This is a genomic window from Nocardia sp. JCM 38205 (assembly GCF_058222935.1).
In genome coordinates this window covers 410,328-425,944 of record NZ_JBYHFL010000002.1, presented here as the reverse complement: position 1 = coordinate 425,944, position 15,617 = coordinate 410,328, and the positions used below count along the sequence as shown (strand labels likewise).

17 protein-coding genes are annotated in these 15,617 nt (G+C 67.8%); 6 read left to right on the top strand and 11 right to left on the bottom strand.

The window, feature by feature from the left end:
- Window positions 1–34 precede the first annotated feature (34 nt).
- The 3 genes from AC4HOU_RS08740 to AC4HOU_RS08730 all read right to left on the bottom strand — a co-directional run bounded on the left by AC4HOU_RS08740 (window position 35) and on the right by AC4HOU_RS08730 (window position 2,459).
- The gene (locus AC4HOU_RS08740; RefSeq protein WP_490724355.1) at window positions 35–829 is read right to left on the bottom strand and encodes an ABC transporter permease; all 795 of its coding nucleotides are present in this window, start codon (window positions 827–829) and stop codon (window positions 35–37) included.
- The gene (locus AC4HOU_RS08735; RefSeq protein WP_490724354.1) at window positions 826–1,791 is read right to left on the bottom strand and encodes an ATP-binding cassette domain-containing protein; all 966 of its coding nucleotides are present in this window, start codon (window positions 1,789–1,791) and stop codon (window positions 826–828) included. Before AC4HOU_RS08735 ends, AC4HOU_RS08740 begins: the two co-directional genes overlap by 4 nt.
- 146 nt (window positions 1,792–1,937) lie before the next feature.
- A complete protein-coding gene (locus tag AC4HOU_RS08730; RefSeq protein WP_163814454.1) occupies window positions 1,938–2,459 on the bottom strand; it encodes an EXLDI protein in 522 nt (173 codons plus the stop codon).
- 145 nt (window positions 2,460–2,604) lie between these two features.
- Between AC4HOU_RS08730 and AC4HOU_RS08725 the strand changes: the two genes are divergently transcribed.
- Genes AC4HOU_RS08725 through AC4HOU_RS08710 form a run of 4 tightly spaced genes read left to right on the top strand, consistent with a single transcriptional unit; the run spans window position 2,605 to window position 7,077 of the window.
- Window positions 2,605–4,344, top strand: a complete 1,740-nt coding sequence (locus AC4HOU_RS08725; protein ID WP_490724353.1) for a thiamine pyrophosphate-binding protein — start codon at window positions 2,605–2,607, stop codon at window positions 4,342–4,344.
- A complete protein-coding gene (locus AC4HOU_RS08720; RefSeq protein ID WP_194990624.1) occupies window positions 4,341–5,003 on the top strand; it encodes an SRPBCC family protein in 663 nt (220 codons plus the stop codon). The genes AC4HOU_RS08725 and AC4HOU_RS08720 overlap by 4 nt, the downstream gene beginning before the upstream one ends.
- Window positions 5,000–6,031 (top strand): 3-oxoacyl-ACP synthase III family protein, encoded by a 1,032-nt coding sequence (locus AC4HOU_RS08715; protein WP_490724352.1) that lies wholly within the window; start codon window positions 5,000–5,002, stop codon window positions 6,029–6,031. The genes AC4HOU_RS08720 and AC4HOU_RS08715 overlap by 4 nt, the downstream gene beginning before the upstream one ends.
- Entirely contained in the window at window positions 6,028–7,077 is a 1,050-nt protein-coding gene (locus AC4HOU_RS08710) for a pyridoxal phosphate-dependent aminotransferase (RefSeq protein WP_490724351.1), read from the top strand. Before AC4HOU_RS08715 ends, AC4HOU_RS08710 begins: the two co-directional genes overlap by 4 nt.
- A gap of 52 nt (window positions 7,078–7,129) precedes the next feature.
- Here AC4HOU_RS08710 and AC4HOU_RS08705 read toward each other — a convergent pair whose 3' ends face one another.
- On the bottom strand, window positions 7,130–7,714 hold the full coding sequence (locus AC4HOU_RS08705) for an ankyrin repeat domain-containing protein (RefSeq protein ID WP_490724350.1): 585 nt from the start codon (window positions 7,712–7,714) through the stop codon (window positions 7,130–7,132).
- Window positions 7,715–7,914: 200 nt separating this feature from the next.
- On the opposite strand from AC4HOU_RS08705, the gene AC4HOU_RS08700 reads away from it, so the two are divergent.
- Window positions 7,915–8,742: an SDR family oxidoreductase gene (locus tag AC4HOU_RS08700; RefSeq protein WP_490724349.1), complete on the top strand. Its 828-nt coding sequence runs from the start codon at window positions 7,915–7,917 to the stop codon at window positions 8,740–8,742.
- A 55-nt stretch (window positions 8,743–8,797) separates the two neighbouring features.
- On the opposite strand, the gene AC4HOU_RS08695 is transcribed toward AC4HOU_RS08700, so the two are convergent.
- The 6 genes from AC4HOU_RS08695 to AC4HOU_RS08670 all read right to left on the bottom strand — a co-directional run bounded on the left by AC4HOU_RS08695 (window position 8,798) and on the right by AC4HOU_RS08670 (window position 14,205).
- The gene (locus AC4HOU_RS08695; protein WP_175585933.1) at window positions 8,798–9,214 is read right to left on the bottom strand and encodes an SCO6045 C-terminal-like domain-containing protein; all 417 of its coding nucleotides are present in this window, start codon (window positions 9,212–9,214) and stop codon (window positions 8,798–8,800) included.
- Window positions 9,215–9,219: 5 nt separating this feature from the next.
- Window positions 9,220–10,083 (bottom strand): MbnB/TglH/ChrH family RiPP precursor modification enzyme, encoded by an 864-nt coding sequence (locus AC4HOU_RS08690; protein WP_490724468.1) that lies wholly within the window; start codon window positions 10,081–10,083, stop codon window positions 9,220–9,222.
- Between the two features lie 4 nt (window positions 10,084–10,087).
- Window positions 10,088–11,062, bottom strand: a complete 975-nt coding sequence (locus AC4HOU_RS08685; protein ID WP_490724348.1) for a TIGR04222 domain-containing membrane protein — start codon at window positions 11,060–11,062, stop codon at window positions 10,088–10,090.
- A complete protein-coding gene (locus tag AC4HOU_RS08680) occupies window positions 10,980–11,876 on the bottom strand; it encodes a TIGR04222 domain-containing membrane protein (RefSeq protein ID WP_490724347.1) in 897 nt (298 codons plus the stop codon). Before AC4HOU_RS08680 ends, AC4HOU_RS08685 begins: the two co-directional genes overlap by 83 nt.
- Window positions 11,877–11,987: 111 nt before the next feature.
- Window positions 11,988–13,325, bottom strand: a complete 1,338-nt coding sequence (gene ggh / locus AC4HOU_RS08675) for a glucosylglycerate hydrolase (RefSeq protein WP_163816379.1) — start codon at window positions 13,323–13,325, stop codon at window positions 11,988–11,990.
- A gap of 313 nt (window positions 13,326–13,638) precedes the next feature.
- A complete protein-coding gene (locus AC4HOU_RS08670; RefSeq protein ID WP_163816381.1) occupies window positions 13,639–14,205 on the bottom strand; it encodes a DUF6069 family protein in 567 nt (188 codons plus the stop codon).
- A 201-nt stretch (window positions 14,206–14,406) separates the two neighbouring features.
- Between AC4HOU_RS08670 and AC4HOU_RS08665 the strand changes: the two genes are divergently transcribed.
- Window positions 14,407–15,123, top strand: a complete 717-nt coding sequence (locus AC4HOU_RS08665) for an SDR family oxidoreductase (RefSeq protein ID WP_490724346.1) — start codon at window positions 14,407–14,409, stop codon at window positions 15,121–15,123.
- A gap of 38 nt (window positions 15,124–15,161) precedes the next feature.
- On the opposite strand, the gene AC4HOU_RS08660 is transcribed toward AC4HOU_RS08665, so the two are convergent.
- Window positions 15,162–15,395 (bottom strand): DUF2510 domain-containing protein, encoded by a 234-nt coding sequence (locus tag AC4HOU_RS08660; RefSeq protein WP_218586464.1) that lies wholly within the window; start codon window positions 15,393–15,395, stop codon window positions 15,162–15,164.
- Window positions 15,396–15,617: the final 222 nt, after the last annotated feature.

Genomic DNA, 15,617 nt, shown 5'->3' with positions numbered 1-15,617 from the left:
CCCCCGCCGCAGCAGGGGATCGAAGCGGCAGGGCTCAGCGGGCCTGCTTCTTGAACAGCGACATCGACCAGAGGTAGCCGACGCAGGCGATGCCCGCGCACCAGGCCAGCGATACGACGCCGTTGACGCCGATCTCGGTGCCCATCAGCAGGCCGCGGATGGTTTCGGTGATCGGGGTGAACGGCTGGTATTCGGCGAACCAGCGCAGCACCGTCGGCATGGTGTCGGTGGGGACGAGGCCGCTGCCGAGGAACGGCATCATCACGATCGGGAAGGGCATATTGCTCGCGCTTTCCGGGTTCGGCGCGGCGAGCCCGAACCCGACGGCCAGCCAGGTGAAGGCGAACACCACCAGCATCAGCAGGCCGATGACGGCCACCCACTCCACCGGCGTGGCGTCGGGCCGGAAGCCCATCAGCATCGCCACCCCGAGCATGCCGGCCATCGCGAGGGTGCCCTGGATCAACGTGCCGACCACGTGTCCGGTGAGCACGGCCGACTGCGCGATCGCCATCACCCGGAACCGGTTGACGATGCCCTTGGTGATGTCGGTGGCCAGCATGACCGCCACCGACACCGTCAGATATGCGGGCAGCAACAGCAACATGCCGGGCGCCAGATAGTTGATGTACTTCGTTCCGGGTTCGAGCCCGGCTTCCAGCGCCCCGCCGAAGACGTAGTTGAACACCAGCAGCAGCACGGTCGGCATGATCAGGATGCTGAACGCCATGCTCGGATAGCGCCGCACGTGCAGCAGGTTGCGCCGCAGCATGGTCAGCGAATCGGCGAAGACGGACGGGGACGGGTCCTGCATGATCGCGGTGGTCATCGCACGGGCTCCTTGTCTGCGACGGGGGTTCCGGTGAGGGTGAGGAAGACGTCGTCCAGGTTGGGGGTGTGGACCGACAGTCCCTCGGCGGGAATGTGGAACTCGTCGAGCCGGTCGAGCACCGCGCGCACCGAACCGATTCCGCCGTCGCTCGGCACCGCGAGGGTGAGTTCGTCCTCGATGGGGCGGGCGCTGGAACCGAAGGCCGTGATCGCCGCGTCCAGGGCGCCGCGTTCGGCGAATTGCAGCCGGATATGGCCGCCGGGCACGAGCCGCTTCAGCTCCGCCGCGGTGCCTTCGGCGACGATGGTGCCGCGGTCGAGTACCGCGATGCGATCGGCGAGCTGATCGGCTTCCTCGAGGTACTGGGTGGTGAGGAAGACGGTGACGCTGTAGCTGTCGACGAGTTCGCGGATGATCTCCCACATCGAGCGCCGGCTGCGCGGGTCGAGGCCGGTGGTCGGCTCGTCGAGGAAGATGATGCGCGGGTCGCCCACCAGCGTCATCGCCAGATCCAGGCGTCTGGTCATGCCGCCGGAGTAGGTGGCGGCCGGCTTGTCCGCGGCCTCGATGAGGTCGAAGCGTTCGAGCAGGTCGGCGGCGAGGGATCGGCCCACGCGCCGGGGCAGGTGATGCAGGTCGGCCATCAGCATCAGGTTCTCCCGGCCGGTGAGCAGTTCGTCGACGGCGGAGAACTGGCCGGTGACGCCGATCGCCGCCTTCACGGCGTCGCGTTCGGTGTCCAGATCGTGGCCGCCCACCTGGATTTCGCCGCCGTCGGAGCCGATCAGCGTGGTGAGGATCTGCACGGTCGTCGTCTTGCCCGCCCCGTTGGGGCCGAGCAGCGAGAAGATCGTGCCCTCGGGCACGTTCAGATCGATGCCATCGAGAACAACCTTGTCGCCGTATGACTTTCGGAGTCCGGAGACCCAGATCGCCGGTGCGCGTCCACCTGTGGACATGGCCTTTCCTTCCTGGAATTTTTCATAAAACAATGCGAATGACAGCATGAGTTCTCCGCACCGCTCCCCTGGGGAGCGGAGGTGTCGGATGTGAGTGTGTTCAGTTGGCCGGCCGACGCCGACGGCGCCGACCGGGCGGGATCACGTCAGATGTCCAGCTCTTCGATGGGCGGACGGTCGGCGATATCGGCGACCCGCTGGAAGAGCTTGTCGGGCATCTTGCCCTTCAATTCCGCGAGGGTGTCGACGATCTCCAGAGTGAAATCACCCCAATCCGTATCGCTGGGGCCGGCGAGCATGCGCCGCCAGCTCTTCCAACTCGTCCAGTCCTTCATGGCCACGTCGGGTAGTTCATCCCAGTTGGACAGCTGGGTATGCAGGACGAACTTGCCCTTGCGGCTACGGAAGACCCGAATGTGTTCGATGCGGGTGTCGTTCATATCCCGCAGCTCACCGAGCAGCGAGCCCTCGAATCGCACCTGCCGGACACCGTTGTGGCCGACTCGGAGCACGATTTCGTCGTACCCCTCCTGCCTGCCCTCCTCCAGTTCGATGAACCGGCGCAGCGCGGTGACCACGGCCCCCGACAGATTGCCGCCGACGAGCTCCTGGGCCCGCTGGAACAGGGGGAGATCGTCATCGGCAACGTAGATCGTCTTGTTGGGCATGACAGTGACTATACGTAGATGTATACGTACACGCAAGACCTTCCGGAAAACCCGCGCCGAGCAGGCTGAACCCGGACGTGAGCGGGTCCGTATCTCCTTCCAGGCGGCGCGCGGCACCGCCCACTCGGCGCTGGAAGGAGGTGCGATGCCCGACAGAGTTGTGGACTATCTGGTGCGCGCCATGCCGGACCTCGATGTGCGGCATATCTTCGGCGTCGACGGCGCCAATATCGAAGATCTCTACGACGCCATCTTCGATGCGGGCGGCGCGGTGACCGGCGTGGTCGCCAAGCACGAATTCTCCGCGGCGACCATGGCCGACGGATATGCCCGCTGCACCGGCGGGCTCGGCGTGGTGGCCGCGACCTCCGGCGGCGGCGCGATGAATCTCGTTGCCGGACTCGCCGAATCGTATGCCTCGCGGGTACCGGTGCTGGCGTTGATCGGGCAGCCGCCGACCACGCTGGAAGGTCACGGCGCCTTCCAGGATTCGAGCGGGCAGGCCGGCGCGATCGACGCGGTGCGGCTGTTCAGTTCGATCAGCCGCTACTGCGCACGCGTCACTCACGCCGCCGACCTGCCCGAACGGCTGGCGCGGGCGCTGCGGGCCGCCCGGCGCGGAGGGCCGTCGGTGTTGCTGCTGCCCAAGGATGTCCAGCAGGCCGATATGGGCGCCATCGCCCCGTTCCGTCCCGATCCGCGCGCGACCTGGCTCGACGACGACGAACTCGAGCGGGTGCTGACCACGCTGGAAACCGCACGCAGGCTCGGCAAGATCGTGGTGATCGCGGGCGACCAGGTGGCGCGCGACGATGCACGTACGGCACTGGCCGAGGTGGTGGACGAACTCGACGCGCTGATCGGCGTCGCGCCCGATGCCAAGGACACCTACGACAATTTCGCGCCGGCGTTCTGCGGTGTCGCGGGCGCCATGGGGCACCGTGAGCTGGCCGATGCCCTGGACGAGGCCACACTGTGCCTGCTGGTCGGCACCCCGATGCCGATCACCGCGCGCACCGGGCTCGACGAGCTGCTGGGCCGGACCGCCATCGCCAGCATCGGAATGGCCATGCCGCACCTGCCCGCGATCCACGCGACCTGCACCGACGTCGGGGTCGCGTTGCGGATGATCCTCGCGCGGCTACGCGGCGGACACGACGGGCACGCCGATACCGGGCTCGCCGATTCCACCGGCACCGCCGCGCCATCGCCGGTAGCCACCGCGGTCCGCACCACCGCGGTCACCCGCGTCGCCCCGGCCCGCACCCTGACGCCGATGCCGGTGCCCGAATCACACGGTCCGGGCCTGCACTACCGCCAGATCGTCGACGCCATCCAGGCCGCGCTGCCCGGTGGCGCGGACATCTTCGCCGACGCGGGCAATACCGGCGCGGCCGTGGTGCATCAACTGCGGGTGCCGCGTAGCGGCCGGTTCGTCGTCGCGCTCGGGATGGGCGGAATGGGGTATGCGTTCGGCGCGGGCATCGGATCGGCGTTCGCCCGCTCGCCCGACGGGCACCGCTCCGTGGTGATCGCCGGGGACGGCTCGTTCTACATGCACGGCTTGGAGCTGCACACCGCCGTCGAGTACGCGCTGCCGATCACCTTCATCGTGTTCAACAACAACGCCCACGCCATGTGCGTCACGCGCGAACAGCTGCTGTATCGGGACCGCTACAGCTTCAACCGTTTCCATCCCGCACTCCTGGGCGAGGGGGTGGCGGCCATGTTCCCGACGCTGAAGGTGCGCGCGGTGCACACGATGGACCAGTTGCCCGCCGCTCTCACCGAATGCCTCGGCTGCCCGGGCCCCTCCTTCGTCTCCATCGATTGCGACCCCGACGAAATCCCACCCTTCCTGCCATTCCTGAGGAGTACACCGTGACCACAAGTGCCCTGCCCGCCCTCAGTGACATCGGGGACGACGTGATTCCCGGAATTCTGCGGATCGAGAATTCCGATAAGGAGGCCACCACGCCGATCATCATGGACATGCTGCGGTCGGTGTATCCGCACGACCAGATCTACGGTGACTTCTGCCCCGTCCAGGCCTACATCGCGGCGCCGCCACGGGAGGTCTTCGAATACCTGTCCGACACCAGATCGCTGGAGGAATGGACCTACAGCCTGCGCGGATTCACCGAAACCGAAGAACCCGGCCTGTGGCTGGCCTACGACCGGCTCGGCGATGCGACCGAGATCTACACCCGCACCGTCACCGATCCGCATGCCATGACCGTCGATTATCACTGCGCCTGGGATCAGGGCGATCACCTGTGGATGGTGTACCTGATGCGGGTCGTGGACGCGCAGGTCGTGTTGAACAAGCCGGGATCGGTTGTGCTGTGGGTCAATTGCAAGCATCCGTTCTACGACGAGAATCCCTATCCGGACACCGCGCCGCCGAAACGTCCGGTGTGGGTGGGGGATTTCTGGGAGATGTTCTCCGCCGGGCACCAATTGGAGATGGACAACCTCAAGGCGATCTGCGAATACCGGGCGTCGAAGGGCCTGCCGATCAAGCCGGAGTGGATGAGCCGATGATCGAAGCGACGCGTGAACCGCAGGTCAGCCTGGTCGACGTAGCCAGCTATCTGCCCGGCGAACCGGTCGGCACGGAATATTTCACTCAGTTCTCCCGGTCGGATCGGATGGCGAAGAACGTCATGTTCCGTTCGCCGAAAACGCGCTACCACGTGGGACGAGACGAAACTGCCGTCGATATGGTCGAGCAGGCGGTGGCGCCGCTCATCGCCCGGCACGGCGCGGATTTCCTGGCCGGCATCGACGTGTTGATCACCCACACACAGCTGCCGGACAACCCCGTGATGGGTTGCGGTCCCGAAGTGGCACGGCGACTGAACGCCAAGCCCGGCTGGGTCTTCGACCTGCACAACGGCGGCTGCGCGGCGTTCGTGCACATGATGGCGCTGGCCCAGACCATTCTGCGCACCACCGACGCCAGAACCGCCCTCATCGCCGCCACCCAGAACTGCGCGGGCCCGGTATTCACCCAGCCCGATATCCGCAAACTCGCCCAGGCACCCGTTCCCGGCGACGGCTGCGGCGTCGGCCTGCTGGTCCGCGACGACAGCGCCCCGATCCTCGACATCGAATGCCGCACCTACCCCGAATTCGCCGGCGATATGGACTTCTCCACCAATGGCGACCGCAAATACTGGGAGCCGGGCGAGGGACAGGGCTGCGTGAGTTTCACCGAATCGAAGATCACCAAGGTGTTCGCGCGCGGTAATCGACTGGTGCCGGAGGTGGCGCTGGCGGTGTGCGATCGGATCGGGGTGCAGGGGCGCGATATCGACACCTTCGTCACCAATCAGCCGAACCGTTTGTTCCTGCGCAACTGGCACGATGCGCTGGAGCTGCCCGCCGAACGTCACCCGGATACGTTCGACACCTGCGGAAACCTCTTCGCCGCCGGCATTCCGGTGACCTTGGATGTGGAGAACCGAGCCGGGCGATTACGCAATGGCTCGGTGGTTCTGATGTCGGCGTTCGCGCACGCGGGTGATTTCGCGGCCGCTGCCGCGGTGCGGTGGGGTGCGGCGCGATGAGCGTTCACCTGGCCGATCGCAGCCGCCCGTCGCGTCGGTTCCCGGTCGCGCCCGCACCCATCCGTTTCGACCTGAGTTTGAGCGAAAACCCGTTCCCGCCGCTACCTTCGGTGCGCGGGGCGATCCAGCGCGAGATCGGGCAAGCCAACAGGTATCCCGAGTTCCTGCCGACGCGATTACCGGCCGTCATCGCCGGCCGTCTCGGTGTGCGCCCGGACCAGGTGGTGGTCGGCTCCGGCGCCACCGGCGTCGCCATGCAGATCCTGCAGACCCTCACCGAACCCGGCTCCGACATGGTGCTCGGCGTGCCGACCTTCGACGGCTATCCGATCATGGCCGGGATGGCCGGGGTGGAGGTCATCGGCCTACCCCTCGATCCCGCGGGCGAACAAGACCTGCCCGCCATCGCCCGCGCCGTCACTTCCCGGACGCGGCTGGTGGTGCTGTGCCGCCCGCACAATCCGACCGGAACCCTTGTCCCCCAACGCGATCTACGCCGCTTTCTCCGCACCATCCCCACCCACATCCCGATCATCCTCGACGAGGCGTACGCCGAATTCCTGCCCGTCGCCGAGCGCCTCGATCCACTTCCCCTCCTCTCCCGCCACCCGAATCTGCTGATCCTGCGCACCTTTTCCAAGGCCTACGGCCTGGCGGGCCTGCGCATCGGCTACGCCCTCGGCCACCCCGACCTGATCACCCGAGTCCGCCGCCTCCAACTCCCCTTCGGCACCCCCACCCTCACCCTCACCGCCGTCACCGCCTCCTACGCCGCCGAACCAGAACTCGCCGTCCGCGTCGCCCGCATCACCGAGGAACGCGATTCCCTCCGCGAAGCACTGCGCCGCACCGGCATACCCGTACCCCCCAGCTACGCCAACTTCCTCTACCTCCCCGGCCCCGGAGTCGCGACCGCCCTCCGCCGCGCGCGTATCGCCGCCAAGGCGTACCCGGATGGAAGCGCACGAATCGCCGTGGGCGATGCGGAAGCCGGCCGTGCCGTCCTGGAAGCAATTCGTGCCCTGTCACGGGCCGGATCTCGCTGAGCCAGATGCCCGCTGCGATGACGGTGACCAGCCGTACTCGGTCTCGAATCCGCTAGGCCGGTGGGTCGGACCGGGTGAGTAGCCGGAAAATTTCCGTGGTGCCATCCGTTCGATGGACCTCGGCGAGTTCCCGGGGTGTCTTGCCGGCCAAGTCGCCCGCTCGCGGCCCCATACGGGCATCGACCCGCGCGCCGGCGCGTAGGAGGGCTTGGACGCACTCGGACGAGCCACAGTACGCCGCCGCGCACAACGGTGGCCACTCGGTCGGCAGATCCGGGTTCAGGCCATGCTCGAGTAGCAGGCGCACTGCCTCGACGTGCCCCTTGTACGCGGCCATCGACAGAGCCATCGGCTCGGCCTCGATACCCTGCGCCAGCAGGTAGGCGATGATCTCGATCCGGCCCCACTCGGCGGCCCAATTGAGCAGCGCGCCAGCGGGAGTCGTAACCCTCGCCAGATCGACGCCGGCTTCGCGCGCGCGCCGCACTTCCTCGACGTCACAGCGCACCACCGCCATGACGAGTTCGAAATCCCGCGTACCCGGCACCGGATCAGTATGCCCGCGCGGGCTTCCGGCGAGCCGCTCTGTGGCCCGGCTTGCGTTTTCGGCGCCCGCATCGCTCAGTAGGGCGAGCACAACCCTTCCGGAGACCGAGGCGGGTTCCGGCTCAGCGAGGAGACCGCAGTAGTGCGGTCCGGGTATTCACGGCGGCTGCGAGTTCGCGCGTAGCGCTGCCGGCCCGCATACCCGACAAGGCGCGTCGATCAGCTTGACCTCGATGGTTGTTGAGGTTTTAGCGTGGGTCCCAGTTGATCTGAGCGAGCAGGAGAACCCACATGATTCTCGTAACGGGAGCCACGGGCAATATCGGCAGTGCGTTGTTGACGCAGTTGGCGGGCACGGCGCAGGTGCGGGCGTTGACGCGCGATGCCGGCCGGGCTCGGGTTCCCGAGGGGGTGGAGGTCGTCGAGGGGGACCTGGGTGACGTCGACTCGTTGACGCCGGCGCTCGAGGGGGTGCGGTCGCTGTTCCTCCTGTCCCGGATGGGGCCGGATGCCGAGATCGCCGAGGCTGCTCGGCGGGCGGGGGTCGAGCATGTGGTGCTGGTTTCGTCGATCACTGTGATCACCCATCCGCATCTGGGGCCCGCGGCCGAGAATGCGGCGGTGGAGAAACTGGTCGAGGCCGGCGGGATGCAGTGGACATTTCTGCGGCCGACACAATTCGCCTCGAACACGGCGATGTGGGCGCCGGCGATCAACGCGAATCAGCCTGTCGAGGTGCCGTATGCCGATGTGGGGCTGCCGACGATTCATCCGGCTGATATCGCCGCGGTGGCGCGCGCGGCACTGCTCGATTCCCGGCATCGCGGCCGCAGGTATGAATTGACCGGTCCGGAGCTGATCAGCCCGCGTCGGCAAGTCGCGGAAATCGCCGCCGCGCTCGGCCGGGAAGTGCGTGTCGAGGAGATCAGCCGGGAGCAGGCGAGATCGGGGATGGTCGAGGTGTTCGGCGAGGACGCCGCCGACGCGGTGCTCGATGTGACCGGCGGCGATGTGAACGAGGAACTGCTCGCGGTGCGTGACACCGTCGAGCGCATCACCGGAACACCTGCGCGGCCGTTTCGTCAGTGGGTGGCGGAGAACATCGCGATATTCCGGTGAAGGAGAAGTACTTCGGGCCAGCAGACCGGAGGGCTGTGTTCGAAGGCCGCGATCGTCAGAACCGCAATCGCAGAAGGCCACGCAAACGCTCTCCGATCCGTCCTCTCCTCGAGGGCAATCGGAACCCGAGATGGGCGGCGAACCCTGCGATATCCGCTTCGGTGGAGACCTTTGGGCGTCCCCGCGCCCACTCGGCGAACGTCTGCTCGAAATCCGGGCCTGCGGCGTGGGCGAGCAGTGGATTATGACGGGCGAGGATGCCCGCACGTTTGCGCAGCAGGGCGGATTCGGCGGCACGCAGTGCGGTGTCGTCGAATCCGGGCGGCGCGGCCTCACCTGCCACCAGGGCACGGACCACCGCCGCTTGACGTTCGGCGAGGGCGCGGAGTTCCTCGGGCGACGCACCGCGCGTGGTTTCGCGTCCCGGTTCGGGCTGCTCACCCGAGCCGCGGCGGTAGCTCCCGGGAACCACGGCGGTCACACTCGCCCCCGAACGGACCGCGCGGCGCGGGCGCGGGCGGTGATCGGCGCGCGGGCAGCGGCATTGGCGATGGCGTCGAGTTCGTCCAGGAGCTCTTCGGCGGGCGGATAATTGCCGTCCCGTTCGAGCATCAGCGGGGCCGGACAGTCGATGGTGAACTCGGCAACCAGCGTGAGGACTTCGGCGGGAACCGGATGCTGGTGGGTGTCGTGGTAGTGGCCGCCGGATTCGGTGCCGCCCGCGATATGACAGTAGGCGAGCCGGTCCACCGGCAGGCGACGCAGCTCGGTGAGCGGATCGCGGCCGCGGTTGCGGGCGTTGGCGTAGACGTTGGCGATATCGATCAGCAGGTATGCGCCGGTGCGTTCGACCAGTTCGGTGAGGAACTCCGATTCGGTGAATTCGTCGTCGGGCCAATCGAACAGGGCGGCGATGTTCTCCACCGCGAGCGGTACGGGCAGCCCGTCCTGGGTCCGGATGATGTTGCGGGTCAGCACTCCAAGCGACGCGCGGGTTCGCGGAACGGGCAGCAGGTGCCCGGCCTCCAATCCGCCGGCCCGCACGAATGCCACATGCTCGCTCACCAGCGGTGCGCCGACCCGCTCGGCGCACAATGCCAGATGCGCGATCCGCCGGTCGTCCACCGGCTCAACACCACCAAGTGAGAGCGTGACACCGTGCGGCACAACGCGCGTCCCCCGCGCACGCAACGCCTCCAGCTCCGGCGGCACAGCAGCCGAGGCGGGCAGCGATTCCGCGATCACCTCACAGAAATCCAACCCGTCGAGCTGGTCGATCAGGCCGCAGATCTCCGACCGCCAGCCGATCCCGAGCGCGTGATCCGGCAGCACACCGTTCATGAACTCAGCCGCCGCAGCCACCGCAACCGCCACAGCCGCTACAGCCACCGCCACCGTCGCCCCCGCCGTCACCGCCACCATCGGCGCCACCCGAAGGCGGTTCGACGGCTTGGGCCAGCCCCGGATCGAGCGCCGTCAGGGCCGCGGCGCCGAATACCGCGACGGCCACAGCGGCCGCGCCGACGCCGTAGGTGGCATACGCGGGTGAGTTCGACGGACGCAGGTGCGAATTATCGTCCACCGCATGTGCTCTGGCCGCCTCGCCGCGTGGGGTCAGCCGCTCCGGCGTCATCACCCACCACCCGGCGAATGCCAGGACGAGCAGACAGGGCACCAGGAAGCCCGACGGGTTGCCCGCGAGCACACCGGCGACGAACCGCACGACGCCGAGCACCCCGACGATCAGGATCGGCATCCCGGCATCGCGTGCGTCGCGCTTGTCCTCCTCGCCGGTGAGGTAGCCGCGTTCGACCAGCGACGTTTCCAATTCCCGCACCGGCGTTTTCGCGGCGGCGGTGATGTCGTTGATCGTCTGCTTGTGCGGGCCGAGCACGGCATGGATCGCGCTGGTGAACCAGTCCAGCTGGGCCCGCTCGGCCGCGGTGGGTGGGCGGGTGGGTGTGGCATCGGAATCGATGAGTTCATGGCTGCGCAGCAGCGTGACGGCGGCGGTGACCGCGCGTTCCGCGCTGAACAGCATCGCCGTCTCGGGAGCGGTCAGCTTGTCGAGCGAGACGCCGGTCCATTCGGACGCATGCCGGTGGGTGTACTTGTGCTGCAGATATATCCCGGCCGCAATGGCCAGCAGCGCGACCGGAATGTAGACCATCAGGAAGTCGGCGCCGGAGATTCCCCAGGTCTCTCCCGCCGCGACGAGCTCGAGGTGCGTGGCGAACTCATCCACCGCAACCACCACCGCCGCAACCGCCACCACCGCCGCAACCACCGCCACCGTCCCCGCCGGCACCTCCGCCGCCATCGGCGCCACCGGTCGGGGCATCCACCGCATTGGCAAGTCCCGGATCGAGGACGGTCAGCGCGGACGTGCCGAAAACGGCCACCGCGATCGCGGCGGCACCGATGCCATAGGTGGCGTAGGCGGGCGAATTCTGCGGCCGCAGATAGGTGTGCTCGGACACCGCCCGCTTCTTGGCATCGGCGCCGCGCCCGGTGACCCGCCCGGGACGGACCACCATGCCCCACGCGATCGCCAACGCCGCCAGCGTGAAGAACAGGAACATCGTCGGATTGCCGTTGATCAACCCCGCGAAGAACCGGATGACGCCGAAGATCGCCACGATCGCGATGGGCATGCCCGCATCACGAGCGGCCCGCCGGAAAGCCGCGTCGGGCAGGTACCCGCGCTCGGTCAGCGACTCCCGCAGCTGCTCGATCTGGGCGCTCGCCGACGCCGCGATGCCGGCGACGGTCTGTTCCTGTGCCGTCAGCCGGTCGAAGATCGCCAGCGTGAACCAATCGAGCTCGGCGCGGTCGGCCGAGGTCATCGCGCGCGTCGGGGTGGCACGCGAATCGATGAGATCGTGGCTGCGCAGCAAGGCCAGTGCCGTCATCACCGGACGCTGATCGCCGTACAACATGGCGATCTCGGGCGCACTCAACTTCTCGGGCGGCGCGGCCGACCGGTCGATGTTGCGCCGCAACCACCATCCCGCCGCGACGGCGAGAATCCCCACCGGGAGGTACACCGACAGGAATGCCGAACCCGAAATACCCCAGGTCTCCCCCGCGAACACGTCGGGATGCGCTGCGGCGAACCGCTCCATCACACTCATTCTTCGCGCCTCCGACCTGCGTCACCGTTGCACCAAGTATCGGGGCGAAGAGTGTTCGGCGCCACGACAAACCGGTGGCGGAACAGTAAAACCCGCGTGACCAGTGAGTTTTCAGCCCAGCCAATCGAGAACCGAAGCCGCGGTCCAGGACTGCTGCATGCTGCCGAGCGGTTCGCCGGTGAACGGTTCGTAGTATTCGGCGAAGCTGCCGTCGCTGGCTTGGCGCAGGCCCTCGGCGCGCAGCATGTAGGAGCGTTCGGCCCAGCCGCGGCGGGCGAACGACCAGGAGAACAGCCAGGTCATCACCGGCCAGACCGGGCCGCGCCAGTATTCGCGCGGACGGAAATCCTTGGACACCGGGGAGGTCGACGGCGGCAGCGCGTAGCGCAGATCGGGGTGAGCGCACCAGCGCGGACCCTCGAACGCGCGGATCAGGGCGCGTTCGGCGTCGCGTTCGAGCCCGCCGCACAGCAGCGGCGCGAACATCGACAAGGTTTCGGTGGTGATCCAGCGCTGCAACCGGACGTCGAAATCGCGTGCCGCGCCGGTGCGTGGGTCGGCGGAGGCGACCACACCGGCGCGGAACCGTTTCGCCCATCCGTACAGCTCACGGACGTCGGCGTTGGGCTGATGGTATTCCTCGCCGATCTGGGCCAGCACCTCGCACGCCATGGCGAAGATCGCGGAGACGAACACGTCCTCGACGGCGAAACTCATCATCGAGGTGAGCTGGTAATCGTCGTAGCCCGCGCGGCGCATCTGCTCCACCAGCCACAGGTAGCGGTCGTATTCGCGGTCGCTCGGACGCTGGCTGGGGTCGTCGATGACCAGCACGTCCTCGCGGCGATAGGCGGGCAGATCCCCTGGCACCACATTCGCGTAAGCCCGATCCCAGCGCGGTGAATTGTCCATCCCGGATTCCCAGCCGTGATAGAGCGTGATCCGGCCGTTCTCCTTGGGGTCGCGGGCGGTGGCCAGCCAGCGATGCCAGCGCACCAGATCGGGCCAGCGCCGATTCAGGAACTCCTCGGCCACGGCTCGGGTACTGCGGCCGTGCCTGCGCGAATGGTCGAGGATGCGCTGCACCGCGATGGCGTGCACCGGAGGCTGGGTGATGCCGGAGGTGTCGGGACCGTCGGGCGCGTGCACGGCCAGCGTGCGGCACTCCCACCTGGCCGGACCGGGAAAATAGCCGTCGACGCCGTTGGCGAAGACGATGTGCGGGATCATCCCGTTCTTCCACTGCGCTGACAGCAGCGTGTCGAGCTCCACTACTGCCCGCTCCACGCTCAGCGGCGCCAGACCGACCGTGACGAACGCCGCGTCCCAGCTCCACATGTGCGGGTACAGCCGGGGCGCGGCGCTCGTCATCGTGCCCAGGTCGTTACCCCGCAGCAGATAGGCCGCGCGGGCGGAGAGCTGAGTGGGGGTGAAACCTGGGTGGACCATGCTCCTATTCTGCGGGCTGACCGGCGCAAACGCTCGTCGGGGCCGGGTTGTTACCGGCCGGTGAGCTCGGTGTTTCGGGTTCGTCACCGGAGGCTGCTGTGCGACACCGGAGTCGAGCACCGGGGGTCGCCCCGGCCGATCGCAGCACCCCAACGGCCGGCCGATCGCACCACCGCAACGGCCTGCCGATCGCACCACCCCTACGGCCGGCCGAATGTGCGACCGCGCCGACCCGCGCACGCGGCGATGGGCCGCAGCAGCGGCAACTGGACGCAGGCAGCGGCGTCGGCTCCGGGCGGAGCCGACGCACGACTCAGTACTGCTGCGGCTGACGCTGGATGGCGCTGGCACCGATCGAGCCGAGCAGGGTGATGATGCAGAGTCCGGCGATCAGGTTGATCACGGCGGTGGCGATCTTCGCGTCCAGATCGGCTACCAGCGTGAACGGCAGCAGCACCGCCAGGGCGGTGAGCAGGCCGGTGATCCAGTAGTAGAACTGCATCGGGCTCGGCATGAACGCGAGCAGCAGGTTCAGCAGGCCGGTGGCGGCGATCGCGGCGGCGGCGCCGGCCAGCGCGTACGAGGTGGTCGAGACCGTGCCGTAGGCGCCCGCACCCTCCGGCGAGAGGACCGAGATCTTCAGGATCCCGCGCACCAGCATGATCGCGACGACGATGACCAGCGCGACCACCACCGCCGTGCCGACGCCACCGGCCCACAATCTGCCCAGATTGATCTGCGGCATCTGCCGCTGCGGCTCCTGCCCGTACTGCTGCGGCTGCTCCGCGTAGTGCGAGCTGTACTGGCTCTGGGTGTAGGGCTGGGTGTAGGGCTGCTGGTGCGGGTCTTCCCGCCCGTAGTTGCGCGACGGATCCGTCATAGGGCGAAACTACCTCGCAGAGGCTGCTGTGCATATCGGAACCGACCTGGCCTGTCGCCGCGACCTGCCCACCGGCCGCCGGTTCCCCCGCGCATCCACCGGTACCTGCGCGGCGCGCGGAGATGTCGGCGCAGGTACAGGCACTGCGGTCGCCGATCCCGGGAGCGGAACGCGCGTTCGGCGCCCGATAGCGTGATCGTCATGGAATTCGCCGCTGACACCGATATCGCCGCCCACTCGTCTCGGCCGGCCGCGCTGATCACCGGCGCGAGTCGCGGTCTCGGCGCCGCCATCGCCCGGGCGCTCGCCCCCACCCACGATCTGCTGCTCGGGGCCCGGTCGAGGCAGTCGCTCGATGCCATCCTCGCCGAGCTGCCCGGCGCGACCGGGGTTCCGGTCGAACTCACCGACTACCCGGCTGTCGCGCAAGCCGTCGCCCCGATCGAACGGCTGGATGTCCTGGTACACAATGCCGGGATCGCCGATCTCGGCACCATCGCCGAATCGTCGGTGCGGCAGTGGCGTAACCAGCTGGAGGCCAATGTCATCGCGGTAGCCGAACTCACCCGCCTGCTCCTGCCCGCGCTGCGCGCCGCGAACGGGCATGTGGTGCTGATCAATTCCGGGGCCGGGCTGCGCGCCAACGCGGGCTGGGGTTCCTATGCCGCGAGCAAGTTCGCCCTGCGGGCCTTCGGTGACGCGCTGCGGCTCGAGGAGCCCGATTTGCGGGTGACCTCGATTCACCCCGGCCGCATCGATACCGATATGCAGCGCGACATCGTCGCCGGCGAGGGGCGCGAATACCGCCCGGAGGAATTCCTCACCGCCGAAACCGTCGCACTGGCCGTGCGCAATGCCATCGAGACACCGCGCGACGCCCACCCCACCGAAATCATCCTGCGCCCGATCGCGCGCTGAACCAAGAGCATCGCTTGGCCCGAAGCACTGTCCAGTGGTCAGGCACGTGGTCGGGTCTGAGCGGTCCACTGGTGCCCGTCGAACCAGCGGAGAAGGCTCGGATCGGCATGATCGGGATACCAGCCCGGCGCCATTGCGGTCAGCGGGCGGCTCGCGGGCCGCGAACCCGAAGTCGATGCCTTGACGATGGCGAAAACGAGGCCCGCCACTCCTGCGATCAGCACCAGAAAGACCAGCAGGACGAAAAAATGCCAGATGCTCAATGCTCCCATCCGCCCAGTATTTCGTTGACTGCCGCGCTGGTTGCAACGCTCTGCGTGCGGCCGGTGCCGGGAAGTGCGCGGTCGGTGTGGCCTCGAAGGCGCGCTGTGTGTCCAGCGCAGTTGTGGCGATCCCAGGGAAACCGGTTCGACGCCGGTAGAGTCCTCGCTGCATATCAGCACGTCAGTGAGGTCTTCGGTAGCACGGTTCGGTTCGGCGAGCGGGGTTGCGTG